The 23,701-nt window shown below is 72.0% G+C and carries 20 protein-coding genes; 6 read left to right on the top strand and 14 right to left on the bottom strand.

Features of this window, described 5'->3' with window-relative positions; translation table 11 throughout:
- Positions 1-101: 101 nt before the first annotated feature.
- On the bottom strand, positions 102-752 hold the full coding sequence (locus tag QSK30_RS33970) for a spermidine synthase (RefSeq protein WP_285509324.1): 651 nt from the start codon (positions 750-752) through the stop codon (positions 102-104).
- Positions 753-782: 30 nt separating this feature from the next.
- Between QSK30_RS33970 and QSK30_RS33965 the strand changes: the two genes are divergently transcribed.
- The gene (locus tag QSK30_RS33965; protein ID WP_285509321.1) at positions 783-2,180 is read left to right on the top strand and encodes a serine/threonine-protein kinase; all 1,398 of its coding nucleotides are present in this window, start codon (positions 783-785) and stop codon (positions 2,178-2,180) included.
- Positions 2,181-2,236: 56 nt separating this feature from the next.
- On the top strand, positions 2,237-2,617 hold the full coding sequence (locus QSK30_RS33960; protein WP_285509319.1) for a bacteriophage spanin2 family protein: 381 nt from the start codon (positions 2,237-2,239) through the stop codon (positions 2,615-2,617).
- 70 nt (positions 2,618-2,687) lie between these two features.
- Here the strand turns inward: QSK30_RS33960 and QSK30_RS33955 are convergent, their stop codons facing one another.
- Both QSK30_RS33955 and QSK30_RS33950 read right to left on the bottom strand, forming a co-directional pair.
- On the bottom strand, positions 2,688-3,092 hold the full coding sequence (locus QSK30_RS33955; protein WP_285509317.1) for an SsgA family sporulation/cell division regulator: 405 nt from the start codon (positions 3,090-3,092) through the stop codon (positions 2,688-2,690).
- Positions 3,093-3,300: 208 nt separating this feature from the next.
- Positions 3,301-3,465: a hypothetical protein gene (locus QSK30_RS33950; protein ID WP_285509315.1), complete on the bottom strand. Its 165-nt coding sequence runs from the start codon at positions 3,463-3,465 to the stop codon at positions 3,301-3,303.
- A 22-nt stretch (positions 3,466-3,487) separates the two neighbouring features.
- Between QSK30_RS33950 and QSK30_RS33945 the strand changes: the two genes are divergently transcribed.
- Entirely contained in the window at positions 3,488-4,423 is a 936-nt protein-coding gene (locus QSK30_RS33945; RefSeq protein WP_285509313.1) for a zinc-binding dehydrogenase, read from the top strand.
- Here the strand turns inward: QSK30_RS33945 and QSK30_RS33940 are convergent.
- Both QSK30_RS33940 and QSK30_RS33935 read right to left on the bottom strand, forming a co-directional pair.
- Positions 4,420-5,235: an inositol monophosphatase family protein gene (locus QSK30_RS33940; RefSeq protein ID WP_285509312.1), complete on the bottom strand. Its 816-nt coding sequence runs from the start codon at positions 5,233-5,235 to the stop codon at positions 4,420-4,422. The two genes, QSK30_RS33945 and QSK30_RS33940, sit on opposite strands and share 4 nt — an antisense overlap.
- Positions 5,236-5,344: 109 nt before the next feature.
- Positions 5,345-6,319, bottom strand: a complete 975-nt coding sequence (locus tag QSK30_RS33935) for a malate dehydrogenase (protein WP_285509310.1) — start codon at positions 6,317-6,319, stop codon at positions 5,345-5,347.
- A gap of 217 nt (positions 6,320-6,536) precedes the next feature.
- Here QSK30_RS33935 and QSK30_RS33930 point away from each other — a divergent pair, with 217 nt between their 5' ends.
- Complete coding sequence (locus tag QSK30_RS33930) at positions 6,537-7,364, top strand: helix-turn-helix domain-containing protein (protein ID WP_285509308.1); 828 nt, start codon at positions 6,537-6,539, stop codon at positions 7,362-7,364.
- Here QSK30_RS33930 and QSK30_RS33925 read toward each other — a convergent pair.
- The 5 genes from QSK30_RS33925 to QSK30_RS33905 are packed head-to-tail and all read right to left on the bottom strand — an operon-like array spanning position 7,354 to position 11,706.
- On the bottom strand, positions 7,354-7,656 hold the full coding sequence (locus QSK30_RS33925; protein WP_285509306.1) for a DUF3017 domain-containing protein: 303 nt from the start codon (positions 7,654-7,656) through the stop codon (positions 7,354-7,356). The genes QSK30_RS33930 and QSK30_RS33925 overlap by 11 nt on opposite strands.
- Positions 7,653-8,507: a bifunctional methylenetetrahydrofolate dehydrogenase/methenyltetrahydrofolate cyclohydrolase gene (locus QSK30_RS33920; RefSeq protein WP_285509304.1), complete on the bottom strand. Its 855-nt coding sequence runs from the start codon at positions 8,505-8,507 to the stop codon at positions 7,653-7,655. Before QSK30_RS33920 ends, QSK30_RS33925 begins: the two co-directional genes overlap by 4 nt.
- Positions 8,508-8,512: 5 nt before the next feature.
- Entirely contained in the window at positions 8,513-9,457 is a 945-nt protein-coding gene (locus QSK30_RS33915; RefSeq protein ID WP_285509302.1) for a DMT family transporter, read from the bottom strand.
- 1 nt (position 9,458) lies between these two features.
- Positions 9,459-10,445, bottom strand: a complete 987-nt coding sequence (locus tag QSK30_RS33910) for a helix-turn-helix transcriptional regulator (protein WP_285509300.1) — start codon at positions 10,443-10,445, stop codon at positions 9,459-9,461.
- A gap of 58 nt (positions 10,446-10,503) precedes the next feature.
- Positions 10,504-11,706 (bottom strand): MFS transporter, encoded by a 1,203-nt coding sequence (locus QSK30_RS33905; protein WP_285509298.1) that lies wholly within the window; start codon positions 11,704-11,706, stop codon positions 10,504-10,506.
- 94 nt (positions 11,707-11,800) lie between these two features.
- Here QSK30_RS33905 and QSK30_RS33900 point away from each other — a divergent pair, with 94 nt between their 5' ends.
- Positions 11,801-16,066, top strand: a complete 4,266-nt coding sequence (locus tag QSK30_RS33900; protein WP_285509297.1) for a glycohydrolase toxin TNT-related protein — start codon at positions 11,801-11,803, stop codon at positions 16,064-16,066.
- A 9-nt stretch (positions 16,067-16,075) separates the two neighbouring features.
- Here the strand turns inward: QSK30_RS33900 and QSK30_RS33895 are convergent, their stop codons facing one another.
- Genes QSK30_RS33895 through QSK30_RS33885 form a run of 3 tightly spaced genes read right to left on the bottom strand, consistent with a single transcriptional unit; the run spans position 16,076 to position 18,439 of the window.
- Complete coding sequence (locus QSK30_RS33895; protein ID WP_285509295.1) at positions 16,076-16,663, bottom strand: pentapeptide repeat-containing protein; 588 nt, start codon at positions 16,661-16,663, stop codon at positions 16,076-16,078.
- A gap of 12 nt (positions 16,664-16,675) precedes the next feature.
- The gene (locus QSK30_RS33890) at positions 16,676-17,107 is read right to left on the bottom strand and encodes a universal stress protein (protein ID WP_285509293.1); all 432 of its coding nucleotides are present in this window, start codon (positions 17,105-17,107) and stop codon (positions 16,676-16,678) included.
- Positions 17,108-17,131: 24 nt separating this feature from the next.
- On the bottom strand, positions 17,132-18,439 hold the full coding sequence (locus QSK30_RS33885; RefSeq protein WP_352231667.1) for a reverse transcriptase family protein: 1,308 nt from the start codon (positions 18,437-18,439) through the stop codon (positions 17,132-17,134).
- A gap of 356 nt (positions 18,440-18,795) precedes the next feature.
- Between QSK30_RS33885 and QSK30_RS33880 the strand changes: the two genes are divergently transcribed.
- Positions 18,796-19,977 carry a glycosyltransferase gene (locus QSK30_RS33880; protein ID WP_285509291.1) on the top strand — a complete coding sequence of 394 codons (1,182 nt, stop codon included), beginning with the start codon at positions 18,796-18,798 and terminating at the stop codon, positions 19,975-19,977.
- On the opposite strand, the gene QSK30_RS33875 is transcribed toward QSK30_RS33880, so the two are convergent.
- On the bottom strand, positions 19,907-23,248 hold the full coding sequence (locus QSK30_RS33875; RefSeq protein ID WP_285509289.1) for an error-prone DNA polymerase: 3,342 nt from the start codon (positions 23,246-23,248) through the stop codon (positions 19,907-19,909). The two genes, QSK30_RS33880 and QSK30_RS33875, sit on opposite strands and share 71 nt — an antisense overlap.
- Positions 23,249-23,701: the final 453 nt, after the last annotated feature.

Below are 23,701 nucleotides of genomic sequence, written 5' to 3'. Positions count from 1 at the left end.
ACAACCCACTGGGTGAACTGGCGACGCACCCACCAAGCACGCTCACGCTGGTTCCACAAACGCACCAGACTCGCCCGCGACATCGAGAACACCCAGGTCAGCTAACAAATGGCGGCTGCCGTACTAGCCAGGAAGACCACGTCTGGTTCGCCGCGGGGAACCGGGACCGGGAGGACTTCGACGTGGGTGAACCGGTCCCGCAAGGCCGCCGTGAACGGTTGGCTGTCGGCCGCGCTCCAGATTGTCAGGATGCCGCCGGGGGTTAGGCGGGAGGCGAGGACGTCCAGGCCTTCGGCGGAGTACAGGGACGCGTTGCTTGACGACAGTGTCCAGTCGGGGCCGTTGTCTATGTCCAGGCAGAGGGCATCGAAGCGTTCGGGGGTCGTCGCCAGCCAAGAGACCAGGTCGGTCTGGAGGCATCGGACTCGTGGGTCCGACAGCGCCGCCGTGTTGCCGAAGTGCTGGTGGTTCCAGTTCACCACCGCGGGCTCGCGTTCGACGACCGTGATCGACCGGACGTCGAGGGACAGGGCCTCGTGCAGGGAGATGCCGACACCTAGGCCGCCTATCAACAGCCTGTGGCCGGGCATCCTGGCGGCCGCCGCGCGGACCAGCAGCCGCTCTGACTCGCCTGCTCGGGTGTCCATCAGGAACATGCCGTCGGCGATGATCTCGTAGTGGTGGCCCGCGCGGCGCAGTACCAGGTCGCCGCAGGTGCCGGGGGCGGTGTCGATGATCGTGGGTGAGTCCATCGCCGTCCACCTTAGAAGTACATTCCACGCGTGAACTCCGTGCCCTCCCCGCCCACGATTCCCGGCCTGACCATGGCAGGCCCGCTCGGCCAGGGCGGGTTCGGCACCGTCTTCCTCGCTCGGCAGGACCGGTTGCGGCGCGACGTCGCCGTGAAGGTCGACAACCGGGTGCTGCAGACCGACCGCGACCGGGACCGGTTCCTGCGCGAGGCCCGGGCAGCCGCCCGGCTCTCCGGGCACCCGCACGTGGTCAACGTCTACGACGCCGGGGTGACCGCCGACGGCAGGCCCTACATCGTCATGGAGCTGTGCACCGGCGGCTCCCTCGCCGACGTGCTCGCCCAGCGCGGGCCGCTGCCGGTGGGCGAGGTGGTCGAGATGGGCGCGCGGCTGGCCGACGCCCTCGCGCACGCGCACCAGGTGGGGATCCTGCACCGGGACATCAAGCCGGGGAACATCCTGGTCAACGCATTCGGCGCGGTGAAGCTGGCCGACTTCGGGTTGGCCGCGATCCTGGACGCACACGCCGAGAGCACCGTAACGGTAGGAGCTCTTAGCCCGTACTACGCCGCGCCGGAGGTCTTCGCGCACGCTGCCCCTAGCGCTTCCGGGGACATCTACTCGCTAGCGGCCACCCTCTACATCCTCGCCTCAGGCGCCCGCCCACGTGAGATCCCGTGGCCCGCGCAGTCACTAGATGGCCTGATCGCAGCTCTTAGGGCGCCGGTGCCTCCCATCGAACACGCGCCCCCCGCGTTGAACGCTGCGCTCTTGAACGCTCTTGCCGCGGACTCCAATCAGCGCACCCCCACCGCGGCACAGCTGCGCGACGAACTCGACGGTCTTCGCCCTGCGCGACCTCTTCCGCGGGTCGCATCCTCTAGGGGCAAGAGCGGGAGGGTTGTCGCGGCAGCGCTTACCGTGCCGGTCTTGGTCGCGGCGGGGTTCTTCGGACGCGGGCTCGTAACACCGGTGACGAGCAACGCAGCTCCCACACCGACGACGGCTACCACTACTTCCGAGCCCGCGGTCGGGCCGCCACCAGGTATGGCTGCCTGTGACGGCAGCGCTGAGCGCGGGTTCTGCGTCAAGGACAAGTGCTTCGGCGGCCTGATCAACCTGGGCGGCGTCGACTTCAAGGCCTCCCCGCTGGACTGCGCGGGCCCGCACAGCTGGCAGGCCTTCTCGGGCACCTGGCTCCCCGCCGAGGACATGAGCGAAGACCAGGTCAACGCGCTGCCCGAGGTCGTCAAGTTCTGCTCGGCCGAGGTCATGGCGGCCCGGACCCGCCCCGGGGCGGACACCACCGGCTGGAAGATCGATATATTCCCCACCAAGGTCGGCAGCCCGAACCGCACCTACGTGTTCTGCATCGCTCGGCCCGCTTCGGCGGGGCAGCCGACGGGGAGCGCGTTCAGTTCGGCCTAGTATCGGGCAAAACGGATATTCTGACCCGGTCATCACTCCTACCCCCTGGGGGCACCATGCGATCCCGGCTGGCGACCGTCCTGGCCGCGGCGGCCCTGCTCAGCGGCCTGACCGCGTGCGAGGCCGTCACCAACGCGACCAGCGCGGCGAGCAACGCCACCGACAAGGCGGGCATCTGCGTCGAGGCGCTCAAGCTCGCCAACTTCACCCCGAGCGCGCAGAACGTGGAGAAGACCGCCGAGGACGCCAAGCGCACGGCCGACGACCTCACCGCCCTGGCGGAGAAGAGCCCGGACGCCGCGCTGCGCGAGGCGCTCAACGACATGTCGGACAAGGTCAGCGAGCTGACCGTGCCCAACCTGGACCCGACGAGCATCACCAGCTGGGCCAAGAACAAGGTCGACGCGGTCAACACGCTCTCGCAGGCCTGCCTCTGACGCGTCGACGGCCGCCTGCCCGACAAGGAGGGCAGGCGGCCGTCGCACGCCGCGGGAGCGGGTCAGGTGATCACACGTTGGTGATTTCCTCGATCAGGGCATCGATGTCGAAGTAGTCGCTCTCGGTGCCCAGCGGCACCATGGCCGCGGTGGTCGCGAGGAAGTTCTGCACCGCCTCGTAGTCCATCTCGAGCAGGGCGTGCCCGTCCGGCGACTCGATCTCCAGGACCAGCACCGCGTGCCCGTCGACCACGTCCGGGCTCAGCCGCACGTCGCCCTCGCCCGCCGGGCCGGACAGGCCGTCCACCAGCAGGTCGCGGCCGAAGATCCACTCCACCCAGCGGTCCTTGTCGGTCTGGAAGGCGGCGGCCACGGTGAACGGCTCGTGCGCCCGATAGGTCCAGCGCGAGCGCACCGGCGTGCTGCCGCCGTAGAGCGAGATGATCTGCTCGGAGTGCTCAGCGTCAATGGTCATCTCGTTGCCTCCTGTCCCGGTGTTCGCGCTGTGGTTGTCGGCGAACCGTCAGCAGGGAAACGCATTTCGCGGCGGTATGTGATGCCATCTCCGCAACGTTCACGCTATCGGGGCATACAGCCACGAATGGGTTACACATCCGGCCGCGCTCCGACCTCGTCTCGGTAGCACCGGGAACAGGAAGTGCCGCAAGGCCGTGGACACCCACTTACCAGAGGCGAAAGTACTTTTGTGGACTGTCGCGCGAACTGCTCGCCGCCAGGGCCTTGGCAAGATCGGGACCAGCGTCGACGATCAGCGCAGTCAACAGCGCGTCGCGGCCGCGGGTACACCAGTCCGGTGTGGACCCCGCCAGTTCGGCGATCGCGGCCACCCCGGAGAAAAGGGAACAACACGTGAAGGTCGAGCAGGTCGTCATGGTCGAGAAGGGCCGGTTGGCCACGCGCGAGGTCGAACTCACCCGCGACCCGGCGAAGGCGTTGGTCCGGGTCGAGGCGGCCGGGGTCAGCGCGGGTGACGGCGAACTGCTGCAGGGGCGGTTCTACAACCAGCCGAAGTTCCCGTTCGTGAGCGGCTACGACCTGGTCGGCACCGTCGTCGAGGGGCCGCTGGCCGGGCAGCGGGTCGCCGCGATGCCGCGGACCGGGAGCTGGTCGAGCCTGGTCCAGCTCGACCCGGCGACCCTGGTCCCGGTGCCCGACGGCCTCGACCCGGCCGACGCGGTCGCGCTGGTCACCAACGGTGTGACCGCGCTGCGGATGATCGAACTGGCCAAGGTGCGCGCCGGGCAGACGGTCTTAGTGCACGGCGCGTCCGGCGGTGTCGGCATGCTCCTGACCCAGCTCGCCGTGCAGCGCGGCGCGTCGGTCGTCGGCACGGCGTCACCCGCGAAGCACGAGGCCGTTCGCGCGTTGGGTGCCACGCCGGTGGACTACCACGGCGAGGTCCGGGTAGCCGCGGACGTGATCTTCGACCACCTCGGCGGCAAGCACTTGGTCGCCTCTTACGGCCTGCTCAACCGCGGCGGAACGGTCGTCGCTTACGGCAACGACTCCGGCGACAAGACATCCGGACCGCCGATCCTGCCGTTCCTCGTGATCGCGGGGCGGGTCGCCGTGTGGCAGGCCCGCCGCGTCCTCGGGCTGGGGCGTGGCAGGCGGGCCTACCTGTTCAACGTGAAGCCGGACAAGCAATTCGCGGAGGACCTGGGCACCGTGTTCGCGTCGGGGATCCGAGTGCCCGTAGTGCGCTACCCGCTCAAGGAAGCAGAAACGGCGCTGCGGGAACACCTTGGCCGAAAGATCACCGGTAAGCCTGTCTTGATCCCTTAGCCGAGAACAGTCTCCGCGATCTCTTCGGCCAACTGGGACGTGGCCGCCGCGATACCGGACCAGCGTCGAGTCAGGTCCGGGTCAAAGGACAGGTCCCGGCCATGCGCGTCGATCACGGCGCCGCCCGCGGCCGGGACAGTCACCAGGGCGGCGGCCAGGTCCACGATCCGCAGGGTGTCCGAGCCCGCGTCGGCGAACGCGTCGACCGAGCCCTCGGCGACCAGCACGCACTCCAGGCAGGTCGTGCCCAGGATCCGCAGCCTGCTCGCTCGGTCGGCCACCCGCAGCCAGGCGTCGCGGTTGTTGTCCTTCGGCCGCAGCAGGTTCACCGTCGCGCCGGCCAACGTGGTGCGTCCGGTAGTGCGGTACGGAGTGGCCTGGCCCCTCTTAGCCCACCAAGACCTACCGGTGTCGAGCCACACGGTCAGGGCCTCTTCGGCGATGGAGTCGCGCGCCACAACACCGGCGAAACAGGAGAGCGGAACGCCCGCAGCGGCGTTGGACGAACCGTCCATCGGATCTATGACCAAAGTGGTCGCCGAGCCGTTGTCGATGAAACCGGCCTCTTCGGACAAGAGGTTCACTCGGTTGCGGTGAGCGGACTCGGCGATGGCGTCCTCTACGAGTGAGTCGACCCGCATCGTCGGGGTGCCGTCGGCGCCCATCGCGATCTCTTCGGCCAACTCGGGCCGGGTCAGCAGACGGCGGGCCTCGCGGTACGCGGCCGAGGCCGCACGGGCAGCGTCGGCCAGGACAGCGCTGACGTCCGCGGTCAACTCGGGCTCGGGGACCGGCCAGGGGATGAAGGTCACCCGTGCACCGTAAAACACCGCGGCGGCCGCTACCGAGGTTCCGGTAGCGGCCGCCGCGGTGGGAGCTACCGAGGTTCCGGTAGCGGCCGCCGCGGTGGGAGCGTGGGGATCAGATCAGGCCGAGGGCCTTGACCGCGTCGCGCTCCTCGATCAGCTCGTTGACCGAGGCGTCGATGCGGGTGCGGGAGAAGTCGTTGATCTCCAGACCCTGGATGATCTCGTACTCGCCGTCCTTGCAGGTGACCGGGAACGAAGAGATGAGCCCCTCCGGCACGCCGTAGGAGCCGTCGGACGGGACGGCCATCGAGGTCCACTCGTTGCCGAGCACCCAGTCGTGGACGTGGTCGATGGCGGCGTTGGCGGCCGAGGCGGCCGAGGACGCGCCGCGGGCCTCGATGATCGCCGCGCCGCGCTTGGCCACGGTCGGGATGAAGGTGTCGGCCAGCCAGGCCTCGTCGTTCACCAGCTCGGCGGCGGTCTTGCCGTTGACGTCGGTGTGGAAGACGTCCGGGTACTGGGTGGCCGAGTGGTTGCCCCAGATCGTCAGCTTCTTGATCTCCGCGACGGACACGCCGAGCTTGGCCGAGAGCTGCGAGATGGCCCGGTTGTGGTCGAGCCGGGTCATCGCGGTGAAGCGGCCCGCCGGGACGTCCGGGGCGTGCTGCTGGGCGATCAGCGCGTTGGTGTTGGCCGGGTTGCCGACCACCAGGACGCGGATGTCCGAGGCGGCACCGGCGTTGATCGCCTCGCCCTGCGGCTTGAAGATGCCGCCGTTGGCCTCGAGCAGGTCGCCGCGCTCCATGCCCTTGGTGCGCGGGCGGGCGCCGACCAGCAGCGCGACGTTGGCGCCGTCGAAGGCCTTCTTCGCGTCGTCGGTGACCTCGATGCCGCTCAGCAGCGGAAACGCGCAGTCGTCGAGCTCCATCGCGGTGCCCTCGGCGGCCTTGACGGCCTGCGGGATCTCCAGCAGCCGCAGGCGCACCTGGGTGTCCGGGCCGAGCAGCGCGCCGGAGGCGATGCGGAAGAGCAGGGCGTAGCCGATCTGGCCGGCCGCGCCGGTGACCGTGACGTTTACGGGTGCCACTTGGCAGATCCTCCCGAGACAGGTGAATGAGACAGCGGAGCGATCACACGGCAGTCCCACGCCCTGTCGGCGACGTCGCCCGGCACCGGGGAGGCTACCAACTGCGGGGGCGCGCGGACCCGCGCGGTGAGCAGGGTCTCGACCCCTTCGGGTGGTTCTGCCCCGACAAGGCTCTGAGCTGCGCGAATCCAGCGGCCCCGGCCCCGATCATGGCGCTGTGACGCTGCACCCACCGGACACCACGGTCCGGCTCGAACTGCTCGGCGAGGAGCTCCGCGGTTACCGGGAGACCGCCGGGCTGAGCCTGGCCGACGTGACCGCGAAGACCGGGATCAGCACGTCCAAGCTGAGCCGGATGGAGAACGGCCGCAAGCCGCGCAAGATCGACGACGTCAAGGCGCTGCTGGTGCTCTACGGCGTGCGCGGCCCGCAGTACGACGACCTGGTCGCGCTGGCCCACGACGCCGCCGAGCCGACCGCGTGGCCGGAGGAGACGCCGTCGGCCTCGCTGCGCGTGCTGGAGTCCAAGGCCGAGATGCTGGTCGACTACCAGGCCGCTCTCGTACCCGCCCTGTTGCAGACAGTCCCGTACGCGCAAGCGGTGCTGCGCGAGGTGGACATGGTCGACGAGCACGCCATCGAAGAGCGGACGACCGAACGCATCCGCCGCCAAGCTGTTCTGCGCAAGAGCCATTCCCCGCGCTACTACGCCATCTTGGCCGAGAACGCCTTACGCACCACGGTCGGCGGTGGCGACGTCATGCGCGGCCAGCTGCGCTACCTGGTCGAGGCGGGCCGCAAGAAGGACGTCACCATCCGCGTGGTGCCGCGGCTCGGCCACGGCCACCCCGGCCTGCGCGGCTCGTTCCGGCGGATGCAGTTCCCCAACCGGGGGGCGCTGGTGCTGCTGGAGAACCGGACGTCGAGCCTGTTCGTCGAGGACACCGCCGAGGTCAAGCGGTACGACCAGGTGGTGGTCGAGCTGCTCAGCGTCGCGCTGGACGAGGCCGCCTCAGCCCGGCTGATCACCGAGATCAGCGGCTGAGCGGCCCGCCCTGGATGGTGATCGCGACCACCAGCACCAGCACGCTGAACATGCCGTAGAGCAGCACGTCGATCGGCCTGCTGCGGATCGCGATCAGCCCGGCCTGCTCGTCGCGCAGCAGCACCCGCAGCCCGGCGGCGAGCAGCAGCGCGAGACCGATCCACACCGTGCCCTCCCGCCAGGAGTACATCGCGATGCGCACCAGCCCGACCACGACCACGGTCATGACCAGGGCGAACGGCAAGTGCACCAGCACCGGGTGCTTGCCGCCCCGCTGGGGGCCGGTGCTCACGCCCGCAGGCTCCGCTCGGCCGCCTCCACGGTGTTGCGCAGCAGCATGGCGATGGTCATCGGGCCGACGCCACCGGGCATCGGCGCCAGGAAGCCCGCCACCTCGCGCACGTCCGGGTGCACGTCGCCGACCAGGCCCGCGTCGGTGCGGGTGACCCCGACGTCGAGCACGGCCGCGCCCGGCTTGACCATGTCCGCGGTGATCAGGCCCGCGTTGCCCGCGGCGGCCACCACGATGTCGGCGCGCCGCACCTCGGCGGCCAGGTCCTTGGTGCCGGTGTGGCACAGGGTGACCGTGGCGTTCTCGCTGCGGCGGGTGAGCAGCAGGCCCAGCGGGCGGCCGACGGTGACACCGCGGCCGACGACGGTGACCCGGGCGCCCGCGATCGGGACCTCGTAGCGGCGCAGCAGCTCCACGATGCCGACCGGGGTGCAGGGCAGCGGCCCGGAGTCGCCGAGCACCAGCTTGCCCAGGCTGACCGGGTGCAGGCCGTCGGAGTCCTTGGCCGGGTCGACCCGCTCGAGCACGCGCCCGGCGTCGAGGTGGCCGGGCAGCGGGAGCTGCACCAGGTAGCCGGTGCAGTCCTGGTTGTCGTTGAGCTCGTCGATGACGGCCTCGAGCTCGGCCTGCGTGGTCTGCGCGGGCAGGTCGCGGCGGATCGAGTTGAGGCCGATCTTCTTGCAGAAGTTGTGCTTGCTGCGGACGTAGGCGTGCGAGCCGGGGTCGTCGCCGACCAGCACCGTGCCCAACCCGGGGACGACGCCGCGCTCGGCGAGCGCCTCGACCCGGGTGCGCAGCTCGGCCAGGATGGCGTTGCGGGTGGCCTTGCCGTCAAGGATCGTCGCGGTCACGGTGGTCATCCTCTCACTCGGGCGGTGCCCCGCCGTCCGCTGGGCACCGCGGCGACCCCGGCGGCCAGCAGCGTGATCGCCACCCCGATGAACGTGGTGGGTGGGATGACGGTTCCCGGGGTGGGGACGAACAGGTCGAGCAGGACCGCGCCGATCACCTGGCCCGCGACCAGGCACAGCCCGAGCATCAGCGCGCCGATGTGGCGGATGGCGAACACCCCCGAGGACATCCCGATGATCCCGAGCAGGCCGCCGAGGTAGAGCCACGCCTGGGTGGGCGGCGGGGCGGGCAGGCCGCGCACCGCGACGTCGATCCCGCAGGCCAGCAGCAGCACGGCGACGCCGACGACGAAGTTGACGAACGCGGCGAAGGCCACGCTGCCGGTGGCGGCGCGGACCAGGCCGTTGGCCGGGGCCGCCCAGCCGATGCCCGCGCCCGCGACCGCCGGGATCAGGGAGAGCCACAGGGCCTGGGTCGACACCCCGAGCTCGTGCGAGACGGCGACCAGGACGGCGACCACGGCCAAGCCCGCGCCCAGGGCCCGGGTGGGCGTGACCGGGCGGGGCTCGCCGGGGCCGAAGCCGGACCGGTCGACCAGCAGCCCGCTGACCACCTGGCCCGCGACCCCGGCGACGGTGAACAGCGCGACGCCGAGCAGCGGCACGGTGAGCCCCTGCGCGGTGACGAAGCCCGCTCCCGCGACGCCACCGAGGCAGTGCCACGGTGGCAGCGTGCGACCGCGCAACGCAGCGGTGAAGCGCGGGGCCGCCGCCCGCCAAGACGGCGTGACCGCGACCGCCACCCCGAGGATGACCGTGCCGACGACGAACGAGATGAGCGCGGCGACCAGCCCGTCGCCCAGGTGCAGACCGAGCTGGCCGTTGACCCGGCCCTGCGCCGCGAGCGCGACACCGCCGAGTACGCACACGACCGCGCCTAGCAGCCGCACTTCAGATCCACCTGTGCCGCACGGCGTGCACGGCGAGCTGGAACCGCGAGGTGGAGCCCGCGTGGTCCATCAGCCGTTGCAGGTGCCGGAACACCGTGCGCCTGCTCACGCCGAGCTGGCGGGCGATCGAGTCGTCGTTGGCGCCCGCGGCGAGCAGTCCGAGCAGGCGCTGCTCGATGGGCTGCACCGGGGAAGGCGCTTTGGCGCCCGCGTGCAAGGGGACCGCGAGACGCCAAGAGGCCTCGAACAAGCCGATCAGCGCGGACAACAGGCTGCTCGGCCGCACAACTAAGAGCGAGCGGTTCACATCGGCTTCCGCAACCGGTAGCGAGACCGTCGCGAACTGCTGGTCGACGATCGTCAGCTTTACCGGCACCTCTGGGAGCACCCTGGCCTGTTCGCCCGCGGCGACGCACGGCTGGATGTTCTGCGCGTAGCGCCCCGGGTCCTCGATCGCCGCCCGCGCGTAGACGACCTTGTAGGTCACCTCACCGCGTGCGAGCTGCTCGAGCTCGGCGTTGTTGACGTGGCCCTCGGTGAAGTACGGCGGCGAGTCGAGCCTGCGGATCTCCTTGCGCGCGCTGAGCTCCATCTGCTGGATGCGCTGCGCGATGGCGGTGCCGGTGACGACCTCGATCAGGTCGTCGGTGCGCTGCGGGGAGATCGCGCGGCGGAAGGTGTCGTAGGCGTTGAGCGTGGCGACCCTGGCCTGCTCCAGCTCGGACTCCCGGCGGCGGCTGAGGATCTGCAGGCCGGAGGCGGGCGGCACCGGGATGATCACCTCGCCGTCCGGGCCACCCGCGCCGACCAGGCCCGCGTCGACCAGGGTGCGCACGGCGACCCGGACCGCGTCCACCGGCTCGGCCGCGCCGCCCGCGATCTCCTCCACTGTGGACGGTCCGGTGCGGAGCAGGAACAGGTAGCTGCGGATCTCGTCGTCGGGCAGCCCGAGACGGTGCAGGTGCGGCGCGAGGTCGCCGTCGGACATCGGTTCTCCTCCAGGTGTGCCGCAGCAGGCTGGCACAGATGGGACGTTGACACAAACGTCACGCCGGTACCCGCCGACCAGTGGGATCGGGCACCGCGAGGGCCAGCGCGGCGGCGATCAGCGCCACCACCGAGGCCGATCCCGCCGCCGCGGCGGGTCCGATGTGGTCGAGCAGCCAACCCGCCACCGGGAGCATCAGCGCGGAGCCGAACAGCGAGGCGGTGAGCACCCAGCCGAACGCCTCGGCCGCCCGCCCGGGCGGGGCCAGCTCGCCGATCCGGCCGTTGATCGCCGAGAGCGCGGGCGCGATGGCGAACCCGCCGAGCCCCAGCACCAGACCGATGACCAGGGCCGAACCGTCGATCACCGGGGGCAGCACCGGGACCAGCGCGACGTAGCCCAGGGCCATGACCAGCGCGCGCAGCCCGAGCCGGGGCGCGGCCTCGCGGGCACCCATGACCAGACCGCCGACCGCGGACGTGATCGCCCACACCGCGACGAGGACACCGGACAGCGCCGGCGCTCCCGCGTCGCGGGCCCAGGCCACGATCGTCATGTCCAGGGTGGTGAGCGGCGCGACCACGCACAGGCTCATCAACACAGCGGCGGGCATACCGGGCGCGCGCAGCACAGGGCCGTTGCCGTGCGTGCGCTCGACCGGGGTACGCAGACCGATGTGATGCAACGCCCGCGCGAAACCCAACGCGCCCGCGAGCGCTAGGCCCGCAGACATCAACACCCCCGCGCGGGGACTGACCGTGGCGACCACCACAGCGGTAAGAACCGGTCCGACGACGAACAGCAGCTCTTGCAGCGTTGCCTCTACCGCGTAGAGCGACTGCCGCGCGGCCCCCTCCGCCAACCGCGGCCACGCGGCCCGGGAGATCTGGGTCACCGGCGGCTGCACCGTGCCGGTGGCGAAGCCGATGACGACCGCCAACACCCAGAGGCGGGCCGGGAAGATCAGCGGCGCGAACGCCAGCAGGGTCATGCCCGCCGCGTACAGCACGCCCGCCACCAGCAGCAACCGCGCCGGGTCGCCGCGGTCCGCCGCCCGGCCGCGCAGCGGTCCACCCGCGGCGATCCCCACCGTGTAGGCACCGCTGACCACGCCCGCGGCCACGTACGAGCCGGTCCAGCCCGCGATGAGGAACGTGGTCGCCAGCGCGGTGCCCGCCAGGTGCAACCGGCCCAAAAGCGACCAGATGAGCAGTCCAGGCAGCCGCGGGACGGTCAGGAGTTGACGATAGGGACCCAGCACGTCGTCACTGTGCCCCACACCACCGACCGGCTGAAACCGATATGTCATTGTCCAGGCAGACCGGTACCACTCGATCCCACCGTATGCCGACGGCGTGCCCGCAGGAGAAGATGTCACCGTGGCCCTACCGACGCAGCTGAACCCGACCGAACAGGACGCCCTGGTCAAGCAGATCGGGCTCGCGCTGCTCCGGGGAGCCCCCGGCCGGTGGGAGTCGATCTCGGTGGAGTACCGCGCCCTTGGCCGGTACATGGAGACCACCGGGCGCGTGACCTTCGCCGACGAGACCTCCGACGAGCTCAAGCTGTCCCCGGACATCACGATGCTCTTCAGCCGCCTTCGCGCGGGGATGTACCGGGAGGGTCGTGGTACCTGGTTCAACGCCCGCTACCAGCTCGACCAGCCCTCGGCGTACAACCTGGAGTACGACCGCGAAGAGCCGAAGTGGATCGCCCCGCCGCCGCCCCCCGCCTACGCCGACGACCTGCGCACCTTCCCCCGGGACGAGGAGAACGTGCCGGAGTGGCTGGTCCGGCGGATGGCCGCGCTCAAGCCGCCGTTCCGGGTGGCCCGCATCTTCGACGGCAAGGGCCCGTCCGGTCCGGTGATCAACCGGCCGCCGGTGGCCGAGCCCGAGCGCGTGCTGCGCTACCTCGACGAGGCCCCGCAGGCCATGCCGGTGCGCGGTCTGGACACCGACCACCTCGACGAGGAGGGCCGCAAGTCGGTCCCGGTCGCCTTCCACACCGACGGCACCTGGATCTGGCCCGCGGCGGTCAACTACTACCTGCGCGCGCACGGCGTGCCCCCGGAGCCCGACCTGGTCGAGCACATCCGGCGGGCGGAGTTCACCGTGCCCGAGGTCGACGACCAAGCCCGTGCCGGGGCGGCGTCCTTCCTGGGCGTGGCCCCGGTCCGGCCGCCACGTCCGGGTGGTTTCGCCCAGGGACACCCGGACGTGACCGCGCAGCCGCAGCCCGCCGACGACGCCGCGGCCGCCCCGGGCCCGAATGGGTTCGCCGTGCGGCCCGCCCCGGCCGAGCACGGCTCGGAGCAGGCCGAGAGCCCGCAACGCTCGCGCGCCGAGCGCCGTCGGGCCGAGCAGGACGGTGCCCCGGCCGCGCCTGAAGCCGCGGTGGACCAAGCCGAGGTGATCAGCTCGGCCAACGGGTTCGCCCCGTCGGGCCCGCCGCAGGCAGGCACCCGGTTCGGCGCCGCGCAGCCGGGACAGGCCCCCGCCTTCGAGCCCGCGCCCGAGGTCGGCCCGTCGGGATTCGAGCCGTCCGCTCGGGCGGCCGCGGGTGTCGAACCCGGCACCGACAGGTCCGCCGCGCCCGCGCGGCCCGTTGCCGACCAGTCCCCCGGATTCGCGCCGTCCGCCGGGTTCGACTCGCCTGCCGCGGACAACCGGACGAGCTTCGCACCGCCACCTGCCGAGGCGCCCCAGGCCGATCCGACCAGCGGGTTCGCGCCCGAGCCGGTCGGCGCCGAGTCGCCGAAGGCCGAGCACTTCACCTTCGCCCCGCCGTCGCCCGAGCCCGCGCAGGCCCCGCAGACCGGTTTCGAGCCGCCGCGGGCCGACCAGCCGACCGGTTTCGAGCCGCCCGTGCCCGCGGGGTCGGACGAGCCGCTCGGGTCGCCGAGCCCGGGCAGGTTCGAGGAAGCCGAGCAGCGCGCCGAGACCGACTCGGCGACCGCGGAGACCACCCCGCCGAGTCCGTGGACCGGTTTCGAGCCACCGCAGTCCACCGGGTTCACCAGCCCGCGCGCCGAGCGGTCCACCGAGGTCGAGGCGGCCCACGGTGCCACGGCCGACCGGCCCACGGGGTTCGAGCCCCCGCGGACCGACCAGGGATCCGAGCCGGAAGCCGACCAGGTCTTCGACTTCCAGCCCGAGACCTTCGCGGGTGCGCACGCCGAGAAGCCCGTCGGGCCGGTTGACGAGTTCACGTCGCCGCAGGCCGGTTTCGACCCGTCGAACGCGGAGAGCGCCGCTGATCAGCAGGAGACGCTGCCCGCGCCGGCCAACCCGCCGGGCGTGTCCGCCGACGGTTTCGCCGTCGCGCAGCAGATCGACGCGCACCACGCCGAACCGCCCGTCGAGTTCACCGACGGCATCGACACCCGGGAGGCCGCGGAGCCCGCTCCTCTGGAGTCGGCGCAGCTCACCGAGCACGACTCACCCGCGGAGTTCACCAGCGGGATCGACACCTCGCTGCCCGCCGAGACCACCGATGAGTCCGAAGTGGACGCATCGGACCCGACCGCGGATTCGCGGGAAGCGCGCGGCGGTGTGACCGGGTTCGACGCCGAGGGCGCGAGTGGGCCGCGGTTCGAGCCGCCCGCCATCGCGCTGCCCGAACCACTCGGCGACGCGGACGGATTCGACGCCTTCGCGCCGGTGGAGCCGGTCGGCGACACCGGGCCCACCGAGGTCGCCGAGGCGTTCATCGTAGCGGGCGAGAACGGGGCCATCGCCGCGTCCGCCGCCCCGTTCGGTACCTCGTTCGACGCGTTCCGACCCGCGCCCGCCGTGGCGGAGAACCCGCCGCCGTGGTCGCGGACGCCCGCGGAACCGGAGGCGTGGGCCTTCACCGAGGACGAGACGCGGGTCGGCAGGCGGCGGGCACCGGAGAGTCCACAGCAGACCCAAGACTCGCCGTGGGCGCCGAAGCCGGAGACGTCGACGCCCGCTTGGGCGACCCCGGCGGGCATGCCGATCGAGGACGTGCGGCGAACCCCGGAGCCCAGCACCTCGCCGTGGGCCCCTGCCGCCGAGGCGGCGGACGACGCCCAGTCGACCACCGCCCAGTCAACTACCGCCCAGTCGACCACCGAGCAGGCGGCCGTCGAACCCGCGGGCGAACAGCTCGGGAGCGACTTGGCGAGCGGTCCCCGGCACGACGACGGGGACCAGTCCGGTGGCGACCTGTCGCACGACGCAGGCGCCGAACCGGAAGGGACTCCGCAGGTCGACGCCGCGGCTCGGTCACTGGCCGAGTCGGCGACCGCGCCCACGGTCGAGCGGCGATACGACGTGGCGGACGAGCCAGCGGCCGACCAGCGGCACGGCGCCGTGGACCAGTCCACGGCCGAGGCGCTGCCCGAGACCGGGCAGGCGAGCGATCGGCGGCGGGATGTCGTCGGGCAGTCGACCGCCGCGTGGAGCATCGACGACGAGGAAGACGAGACGCCGCAGGCTCCCGAGCAGCACAGCGCGCCCCTGCCGCGCAGGCGTGAGCGGTCGCAGGAACCCTCGGCCGGACGGCGCGCGCTGGCGGACCCACCGGCCGAGGGTGAGCAGACCCGGCCCGGGCCGGTCCACCGGAGCGAACCGGTCCGGTCCACAGCGGACACCAGGACGCCGCCCGCGGCGGCACTGCCGTCCCAGGAGCCCCCGGCGGCCGCGGTCAACCAGCTCCGCGATCGACTCGCCCGGTTGGGGGTCCCCGAGTCGAGGTATCGGATCGGGTCGCCCGCGGCCGCCGCGTGGACGATGGAGCAGACCGGTGAGGGCTGGCGGGTGGGCTGGTTCGACGAGCGGTTCGTCGCGCCCGCGATGTTCGAGGACGTCGCCGACGCCTCGGCGTTCCTGATCGGCAAGATCCTGCTCGACACCGCCGACGAGCCACGGGACCCGGGGCCCGCCACCGTGCGGGCCACGCCCGCCGACCTGCGCGACGACGATGATGACGAGTACGGCGCTCGCTCCCGCAGGCAGGCCCGACCCAGCCCGACCGCGCGTTCGCGCACCTCGGACGGGGATCCAGCGGCTCGGCCCGAGCCGCAGGCCACGATGGCCGCGCCCGCCCCGGTGTTCGACGACGATGACGACGACTTCACCCCGCGCCGCCCGCAGCCGCGGCAGGCGCAGGTGGCGCCGACCGGGCAGGCCGGACAGCTCGGACAGGCGGGACAGGTGGGGCTCGGGCAGCTCGGGCAGGGTGGACAGCTCGGACAGGCTGAGCAGCACCGGACCGAGCCGACCTCGCGCAGGCCGCAGGACTGGCCGATCCAGCCCTGCGCGGGTGAGCCGCCGCTGACGCTGTTCCGCGGCAAGCAGCTGGCCGAGCTGCCCGCGGGCACCGAGGTCGACCGCTACGGCGAGCCCGACGGCAACCTGACCTACGCCGCGGGCACCCCGTTCGAGCGACGGTCACTCGTGCCGGATTGGGTGAACCGTCCTTACCGCGCGTACCGGATCGTCAAGCCGACCGAGGCGCTGACCGGTGTGGCGATCCCCTGGTTCGAGCAGCCCGGTGGCGGTGTCGCCTACCTGCTGGCCCGGTCGATCACCGAGCTGCTGGACAACGGCCACCTCGTCGAGGTCACCGACCGGGACGCCCCGACCCGCCCGTAGTCCCGCTGGTCAGTCGATGACCAGGCCGTGCGCGGCGGCGAAGGTCACCGCGGTGCCCAGGTCCACCCGGGCACCGCGCAGGCTGGCCTGCACCAGGCCGTCGGCGTCGATCCGCGCGCCGCGCAGGTCGGCGCCGGTCAGCTTGGCGCCGCGCAGCCGGGCGCCGCTGAGGTCGGCGTCGCGCAGGTCGACCTCGGTCAGGTCCGCCTCGATCAGGTTGGCCTCGCGCAGGCGCAGCCCACGCAGCGTGGTCTTGGCCAGCGCCGCCCGGGAGAGGCTGACCAGGGTCAGGTCGGTGTCGCGGATCGTGATCGGCCGGAACCGGACGTCGGTGAAGGTCGACCCGATCAGGGAACAGCCGACGAACGAGCTGTCGGTGAGCGTGACCCGGTCGAACACGCAGGTGCGGAAGGCCGTCGTGGTGTGCGAGGACTCACCCAGGTCCGCGCGGGTGAACATGCAGCCGGTGAACGTGCAGCCGACCGTCACCAGGCCGCGCAGGTCGGCGCCGGTGAAGTCGCAGTCGGTGAAGTGCCGCTGCTCCCAGTGCTGCTCGTGCAGGTCCGTCTCGCTGAAGTCCTCGCCGATCGCGTCCACCCGGCCAGCCTGTCACGGCACCACGACAACGGGGCGCCGGGCATCGGCGACGAGCGTCTTGGGCACCGAGCCGAGCCTGCCGCCGTGCCGGGAGCGGCCGACCACCACGCAGTCGTCGGCGGCCTGCTCGGCGACCGACTCCAGCCCGCGCGCCGGGTCGCCCCGGCCGTGCACGACCTCCCAGGCCACGCCGATCGGGTCGAGGTAGCGGATGGCGTCCAGGCGCAGCTCGTCGACCAGCGCGGCGGCGGCCTCGGTGGCGCCCTGGACGCCGATCCCGGTCCAGTAGGCGGGGTTGGCCAGCGGTTCGATGTAGACGAGCAGCAGCTTCGCCTGCTCGCGCCGGGCGAGGCCGACGGCCCAGGCGAGCGCGTTGCGGGCGGGCGGGGTGCCGTCGACACCGACGACGATGAGCGCGAGGCCGTCCTTCTCACTACCCACCATAGGTCGATGGTAGGCGTTTTTGCTTTACTGCCAAGCGATCCGGTCGAACAAAGTCTTGAGTTTCGCGGCCCGCGCCGGGCTCGCCGCGCCCGTCCAGGCGATGCGGCCGAGCAAGTGGGCGCGGAAATCGCTGTGGCCGTCGCGGTTCTGCGCCGCCGGGCCGGTGCGGGCGCAGTTGTGCAGCAGGGCGCGCAGGGCGTCGAAGTCGTCGCGCGGTGCGGCCGGGGAGTGGTTGACGACCAGCCCGGCGAGTCGTTGGCGCTGGTGGGCGGCGGCGACCCGGGTCTTGGCGGGGTGCACGCGGAACCCCTCGTCGGCGGCGATCGCGGTGACGGCGGGCAGCAGCCGGTGTACGCCGGTGTCGAGGGAGAAGGCCAGGTCGTCGGCGTAGCGGGTGTAGCGCGCGCCGAGCCGGGCGGCCAACCCGGCGAGCCGGGTGTCGAGCCGGAACGCGATCGCGTTGGCGATGGCGGGTGAGGTCGGCGCCCCCTGCGGGAGGTGCGGCGCGGCGAGGGCGCGGCGCAGCGTCCAGTCTCGCGCGGAGTTGGCGACTTCCGCGGGAGCGGCGGTGGTGCACAGGGCGGCCAGCACAGCCGCGACCTCATGCCGGTACCCAGCCGTGGCGAAGAGCGCACGCACGCGCGCGGCAGTGATCGTGCTGAAGAACCGCGCGAGATCGACCCGGACGACGGTTGGCCTACCGGCGTGTGGGCGCGCGAACGTGTGCACGGACCGGCCGGGGCGGAACCCGTGCGCGGCCTCGTGCAAGGGGATGGCGCTGAGCACGTGCCGCAACAACCGCCGCTGCACCTCGGCCAACCGCGGCTTGGGCGCCTCGATCAGGCGGGTCGGGGTGACCCAGCGGTACCGGTAGTTGCGCAACGGGTCGGCGGCGCGGCGGTTCCAGCCGCGCGCGTCGGCGAACCAGTCCAACTCGGACGGTCTGAGCCCGAGCGCGGCCGCGACCTCGCCGGGGGTGTGCCACTCGGGCACGGGCCAGCGGGGCGGCCGGTCGACGGGCGCGGCAGGCGGTTCGAGCAGTGGCCGTTCGAGCAGTGGTGGTTCGGGCAGTGGCGGCAGCAGGCGGATCAGCCGAGCCAGGTCGGCGGCGGTACCGGTCGGGTGACGGGGGCTGTGGGCGAGCAGGAGGGTGGCCAGTTCGTCGGCCTGACCGGGACCGGTGTGCGGCAGCAGCCGGTCGGCGAGCTCCGAACGCGTCCACAGACCACCGAGCACCGCGTCGGCGATGACGTGCGCGTGTCCAGGATCGTTGTGCGACAACGAATCCGCACGAACAGGCGCGGCGACGCGGGGTGACGACTTCTCCGTCATGCCACGCGCACGAACTCGTACGCGGAGCGCACCGGGGCGCGTGGGGCGCCACGGGTCGATGCGGTCTTGCTCCCCGGGGTTGCCCCGGAGGGACGAGTGCCCGTGCGGGCATTCGTCAGCTCACCTCCGCGTCGCCGCACGGGGTCGACGGTACCCGGACGGTGGCCTTGGCGTGAGCGGATAAGCGCACACGACGGGGATACGGCGTCGGTCGATGGCCGTCTTGGTGGGCTGGCGCGGCGGCCGGGGAGCATCGTCTGCCGACTCCGCCTGCGCGAACACAGTTCCGGTCGATGACGCCCGGGTGGAACCGCTGCTGGGGCGAGTGCGGCTGGGGCGTGGCTATGGTGGTGATCATGCGAGTGCTCGTCGCCTCCACCGAGGGGGCCGGACATGTGGGGCCGCTGGTGCCGGTGGCCGACGCGTTCGCGCGGTGTGGCCACGAGGTGCTGTTCTTCGGGCCGCCGCGGCTGGCCGGTCGGGTGGGTGGGCACGCGCTGCGGGCCGGGCCGGAGTCGCCGCCCAGTGCGGAGTTCCGGGCCAGGTTGGACAACGCGTCCCCGGCGGAAGCCGCCGTCCTGGTGGGTCGGGAGTACTGGGGACGGCTGTGCACCGCGCTGATGTTGCCCGTGCTCGAGGACCTGTGCCGGGAGTGGCGCCCGGACCTGGTGCTGCGCGAAACCTGCGAGTACCCGTCCGCGATCGCCGCCGAACGGCTGGGCGTCCGGCACGCCCAGGTCGCGATCTCGGCCGCCGCGGTGGAGGAGACGTCGCTGCGGATCGCCGAACCCGCGCTGGAGCCCTACTCCGCCGGGATCGTCGAGCGCGTCCGGCAGGCGCCCTACCTCACCCGGTTCCCGCCGTCGCTGGACCCGTCGCCGTTCCCGATCACCATCCGCTTCCACGAGGGCGAGCACGCGCAGCCGTCGCGGTCCGCCACCACCGACAGCGAGGACGGGCAGCCACCGCCTGGTGGGCGCGGGGGTGGGGCGGGTGAGGTGTACGTGACGTTCGGCAGTGTCGCGGGTGGTCTGCCGATCGGGCGGCGGGTGTTCGGCACGGCGGTGGCCGCCGTGGCGGGGTTGCCCGCGCTGATCACCACCGGCCACGGCGGGCCCGACCTCGGGCCGCTGCCACCCCGGGTGCGGGTGGCGGCCTGGGTGCCGCAGGCCGAGGCGTTGGCCCCGGCGGCGGTCGTGGTGTGCCACGGCGGGTCGGGGACGGTGTTCGGCGCGCTCGCGGCTGGTGTGCCGCTGGTGGTCGTGCCGCTGTTCGCCGACAACCCGGTGAACGCCCAGCTGGTCGCCGACGCGGGCGCGGGCCTGGTCGTGGCACCTGACGCGGACCCGGCGACCCTGCGCGCCGCGATCGACGCGGTGCTGGGGACGCCGTCGTACCGGACCGCGGCGGGGCGGGTGGCCGCCGAGATGCGGGCACTGCCCGGCGTCGACCAGCTGCCCGGGCTGCTCAGCGGAAGTCACGGGACTTGGCCGGGATCCGCAGGTGCAGGGTCCGCAGGTGGTCGGCGTACAGGCTGACCACGCCCTCGGTGTTCTCCACGACACCGCGGATGAGCAGGGCCGAGCTGGTGCGGGCGACGCGGCGGTAGCGGGCCCAGAGACCGGGTGAGCAGACCACGTTGACCATGCCGGTCTCGTCCTCGATGTTGAGGAAGGTGACCCCGCCCGCGGTCTGCGGGCGCTGGCGGTGGGTCACCGCGCCGCCGAGCAGGACCCGGGTTCCGCGGTCTGTTGTGGACAGTGCGGCGGCCGGGATGGCGCCGAGGCGGGTCAACCGGTCGCGGATGAACTGGGTGGGGAAGCTGTCCGGGGACAACCCCGTGGCCCACACGTCGGCGACGGCGAGCTCGACCTCGTCCATCCCGGGCAGCGCCGGGGCGCGGACCCCGACCGCCGTACCCGGCAGCCGCCCCTTGCCCTCGCCCGCGACCGCCCCGGCCGCCCACAGCGCCGCGCGGCGCTCCAGGCCGAGGGAGGAGAAGGCCCCGGCGGTCGACAACGCCTCGATCTGTTGGCGGGTCAGGGAAACACGGCGAGCGACGTCGACCATGTCGACGAAGGGAACCGCGCCCCGCGCGGTCACGATCCGGGCGGCCAGGTCGTCGCCGATCAGGCGGACCGTGCCCAGACCGAGCCGGATCGCGGGCTGGCGCGGGACGACCGGCGGCCCGGGCGCGGGCTCCGGGCCGTCGACCGGCTCCAGACCGGGGCGGTCGAGGCTGGCGTTGATGTCCGGCCCGAGCACCGTGACACCGTGCCTGCGCGCGTCGGCGACCAGCGACTGCGGCGAGTAGAAGCCCATCGGCTGCGCGCGCAGGAGCGCGGCGCAGAAGGCGGCCGGGTAGTAGAGCTTGAACCACGCGCTGGCGAAGACGAGGTGGGCGAAGCTGAGCGCGTGGCTCTCCGGGAAGCCGAAGTTGGCGAACGCCATCAGCTTCTCGTAGATGCGGCCCGCCAGCGCCTCGTCGACGCCGTGGGTGGCGGCGCCCTCGTAGAAGCGCTCGCGCAACCGCTCCATGCGGCGGGTGGACCGCTTGGCGCCCATCGCCCGGCGCAGCTCGTCGGCCTCGGCCGGGGTGAAGTCGGCGACGTCGACGGCCATCTGCATCAGCTGCTCCTGGAACAGCGGCACCCCGAGGGTTTTCCGCAGGGCGTTCTCCAACCGCGGGTGGTCGTAGGTGACCTTCTCCTTCCCGTTCTTGCGCCGGATGTAGGGGTGCACGGAACCACCCTGGATGGGGCCGGGGCGGATGAGCGCGACCTCGACGACCAGGTCGTAGAACTTCCGGGGTTTCAGCCGCGGCAGTGTGGCCATCTGCGCCCGGCTCTCCACTTGGAACACCCCGACCGAGTCGGCCCGGCAGAGCATGTCGTAGACGTGGCGGTCGGCCAGGTCGAGCGCGCCCAGGTCGACCCGGCGGCCGTGGTGCTCGGCGACCAGGTCGACCATGTAGTGCAGGGCGGAGAGCATCCCCAGGCCCAGCAGGTCGAACTTCACCAGGTTGACCGCCGCGCAGTCGTCCTTGTCCCACTGCAGCACGGTCCGGTCGGCCATCCGGGCGGGCTCGACCGGGCAGACCTCGCTGACCGGCCGGTCGCAGATGACCATGCCGCCGGAGTGGATACCCAGGTGGCGCGGGAAGTTCTCCAGCTGCCCGGCCAGCTCCAGGACGGCGGCGGGCACGTCGAGGTGGTTGTCGCCGACGGTGCTGGTCAGCGGCCCCCACCGGTCGATCTGCTTGCTCCAGGCGTCCTGCTGGCCCGGTGAGTAGCCCAGCGCCTTGGCCATGTCCCGCACGGTCGACTTGGCCCGGTAGGTGACCACGTTCGCCACCTGCGCGGCGTGCCGCCGGTCGTGCTTGGCGTAGACGTACTGGATGGCCTCCTCCCTGCGGTCGGACTCGATGTCGAGATCGATGTCGGGCGGCCCGTCGCGGGCCGGGGCGAGGAAGCGCTCGAACAGCAGCTCCCAGCGGACCGCGTCCACGTTGGTGATCCCCAGCGCGAAGCACACCGCCGAGTTCGCGGCCGAACCCCGCCCCTGGCAGAGGATGTCCTGCGCGCGGCAGAACCGCACGATGTCCCAGACGACGAGGAAGTAGCCCGGGAAACCGAGCTCCTCGATGACGTCCAACTCGTGCGCGATCTGCGCGTGCGCCCGGGGGGCCTCAGCGAACGAGCCGTACTTGACCGCCGCGCCGCGGTACGCGAGCTCACGCAGGTAGGTGACCTCGGTGTGTCCTTCAGGGACGTCGAAGGGCGGCAGCTTGGGAGCGATGATCTTCAGGTCGAAGGCCAACCGCACGCCGAGCACCGCGGCACGCTGCACGGCCCCGGGGTAGCGGGCGAACCGCGCGGCCATCTCCGCACCCGTGCGCAAGTGGGCGGTGGGCGCGGGTGGCAGCCAACCCGCGAGCTCGTCGAGACTGCGCCGCGCACGCACGGCGGCCATCGCCGCCGCGAGGTGCCCCCGCGCGGGATGGGCGTAGTGGACGGCATTGGTGGCGACCGTGGGCAACCCGAGATCGGCGGCCATCCCAGCGAGCAGGTCGTTGCGGGTGGAGTCGTCGGGGTAGCCGTGATCGACCAACTCGACGAAGACGCGGTCCCGACCGTAGGCGACGGTCAACAAACGCAACTGCTCGAAGGCAGCGGCAGGACCACCGAGCGCCAACGCCTGCCGGACAGAACCCTTGCGGCAACCGGTGAGCACCACACAGTGGTCCCGAGTCTCCTCGACGACATGGGCCAGGTTGTACGCGGGCTTCCCCTTCTCCTCACCGTCGAGATGCCCGGTAGTGAGAACACGGCACAACCGGTGGTACCCCTCCTGCTGGTCCGCGAGGAGGAGAAGGTGCTCCCCCTCCGGATCAGCCACCCCGTTCTGCGGCGCGGTGAGCCCGAGGCTCAACTCCGCCCCGAAGACGGTCCGCATCCCCACTTCCCGTGCGGCCTCGGCGAACCGCACCACCCCGTACATCCCGTCGTGATCAGTGATGGCGACCGCGTCGAGCCCCAACAACGCCGCCGCTTCGACCAACTCCTCAGGATGACTCGCACCGTCGAGGAAGCTGAAGTTGGAATGGCAGTGCAACTCGGCATACGGCACCCGAGCGTCCCCATCGGCCTGATCGGTGACCCGAGACCCATCAAGCCCAGCAGGCGCCAGGTACCGCTCACGATGCCGGGTCCACGCCGGACTGTCGCCACCATCACCGATCTCCGGCGCCCGCCCGGAGAGGATCCGTTCCAGCTCCGACCAACTGACCGGAGGATTGTGCCAACCCATGACTTCCCACTTCAGCGCACCAGGAGCCCACCCAGGGACTCCCCACCAACTCAACCATTCCGGGCCAACCAACCCACAACGCCCAACCCCGCCAAGCCCAACCCAGTCCAGGCCCGGCCCCGCCAAGCCCAGTCCCGGCCTCGCTAAGCCCAGTCCCAGCCAAAGCCCCTCGCCTCACCCCTCGCCCAGCCCAAGCCCGCGCTTCCCAAGCCCTCGCCTTTGGCTCTAAAACCCAAGCCCCACGGCACGCGACCCCCGCTACGGACACGCTCGATCCAGTGGACTTGCTTTGTGTGGGGGGAGGCGACCGCTGAACTTGCCGTGAGCGTGGGGATCCCTCCACCCCACCGCTCTTTCCCGCGCGCGGTCGCCTAGGGGCCCCGCACAAAGCAAGTTCGCTGGATCGAGCCCGCTCCTTAGCCGGGCCCCCCGAACGAGCAACCCCATGAGGAG

Source organism: Actinokineospora sp. NBRC 105648 (assembly GCF_030269645.1).
Lineage (GTDB): Bacteria > Actinomycetota > Actinomycetes > Mycobacteriales > Pseudonocardiaceae > Actinokineospora.
This window is presented reverse-complemented; position numbering and strand designations above follow the sequence as displayed.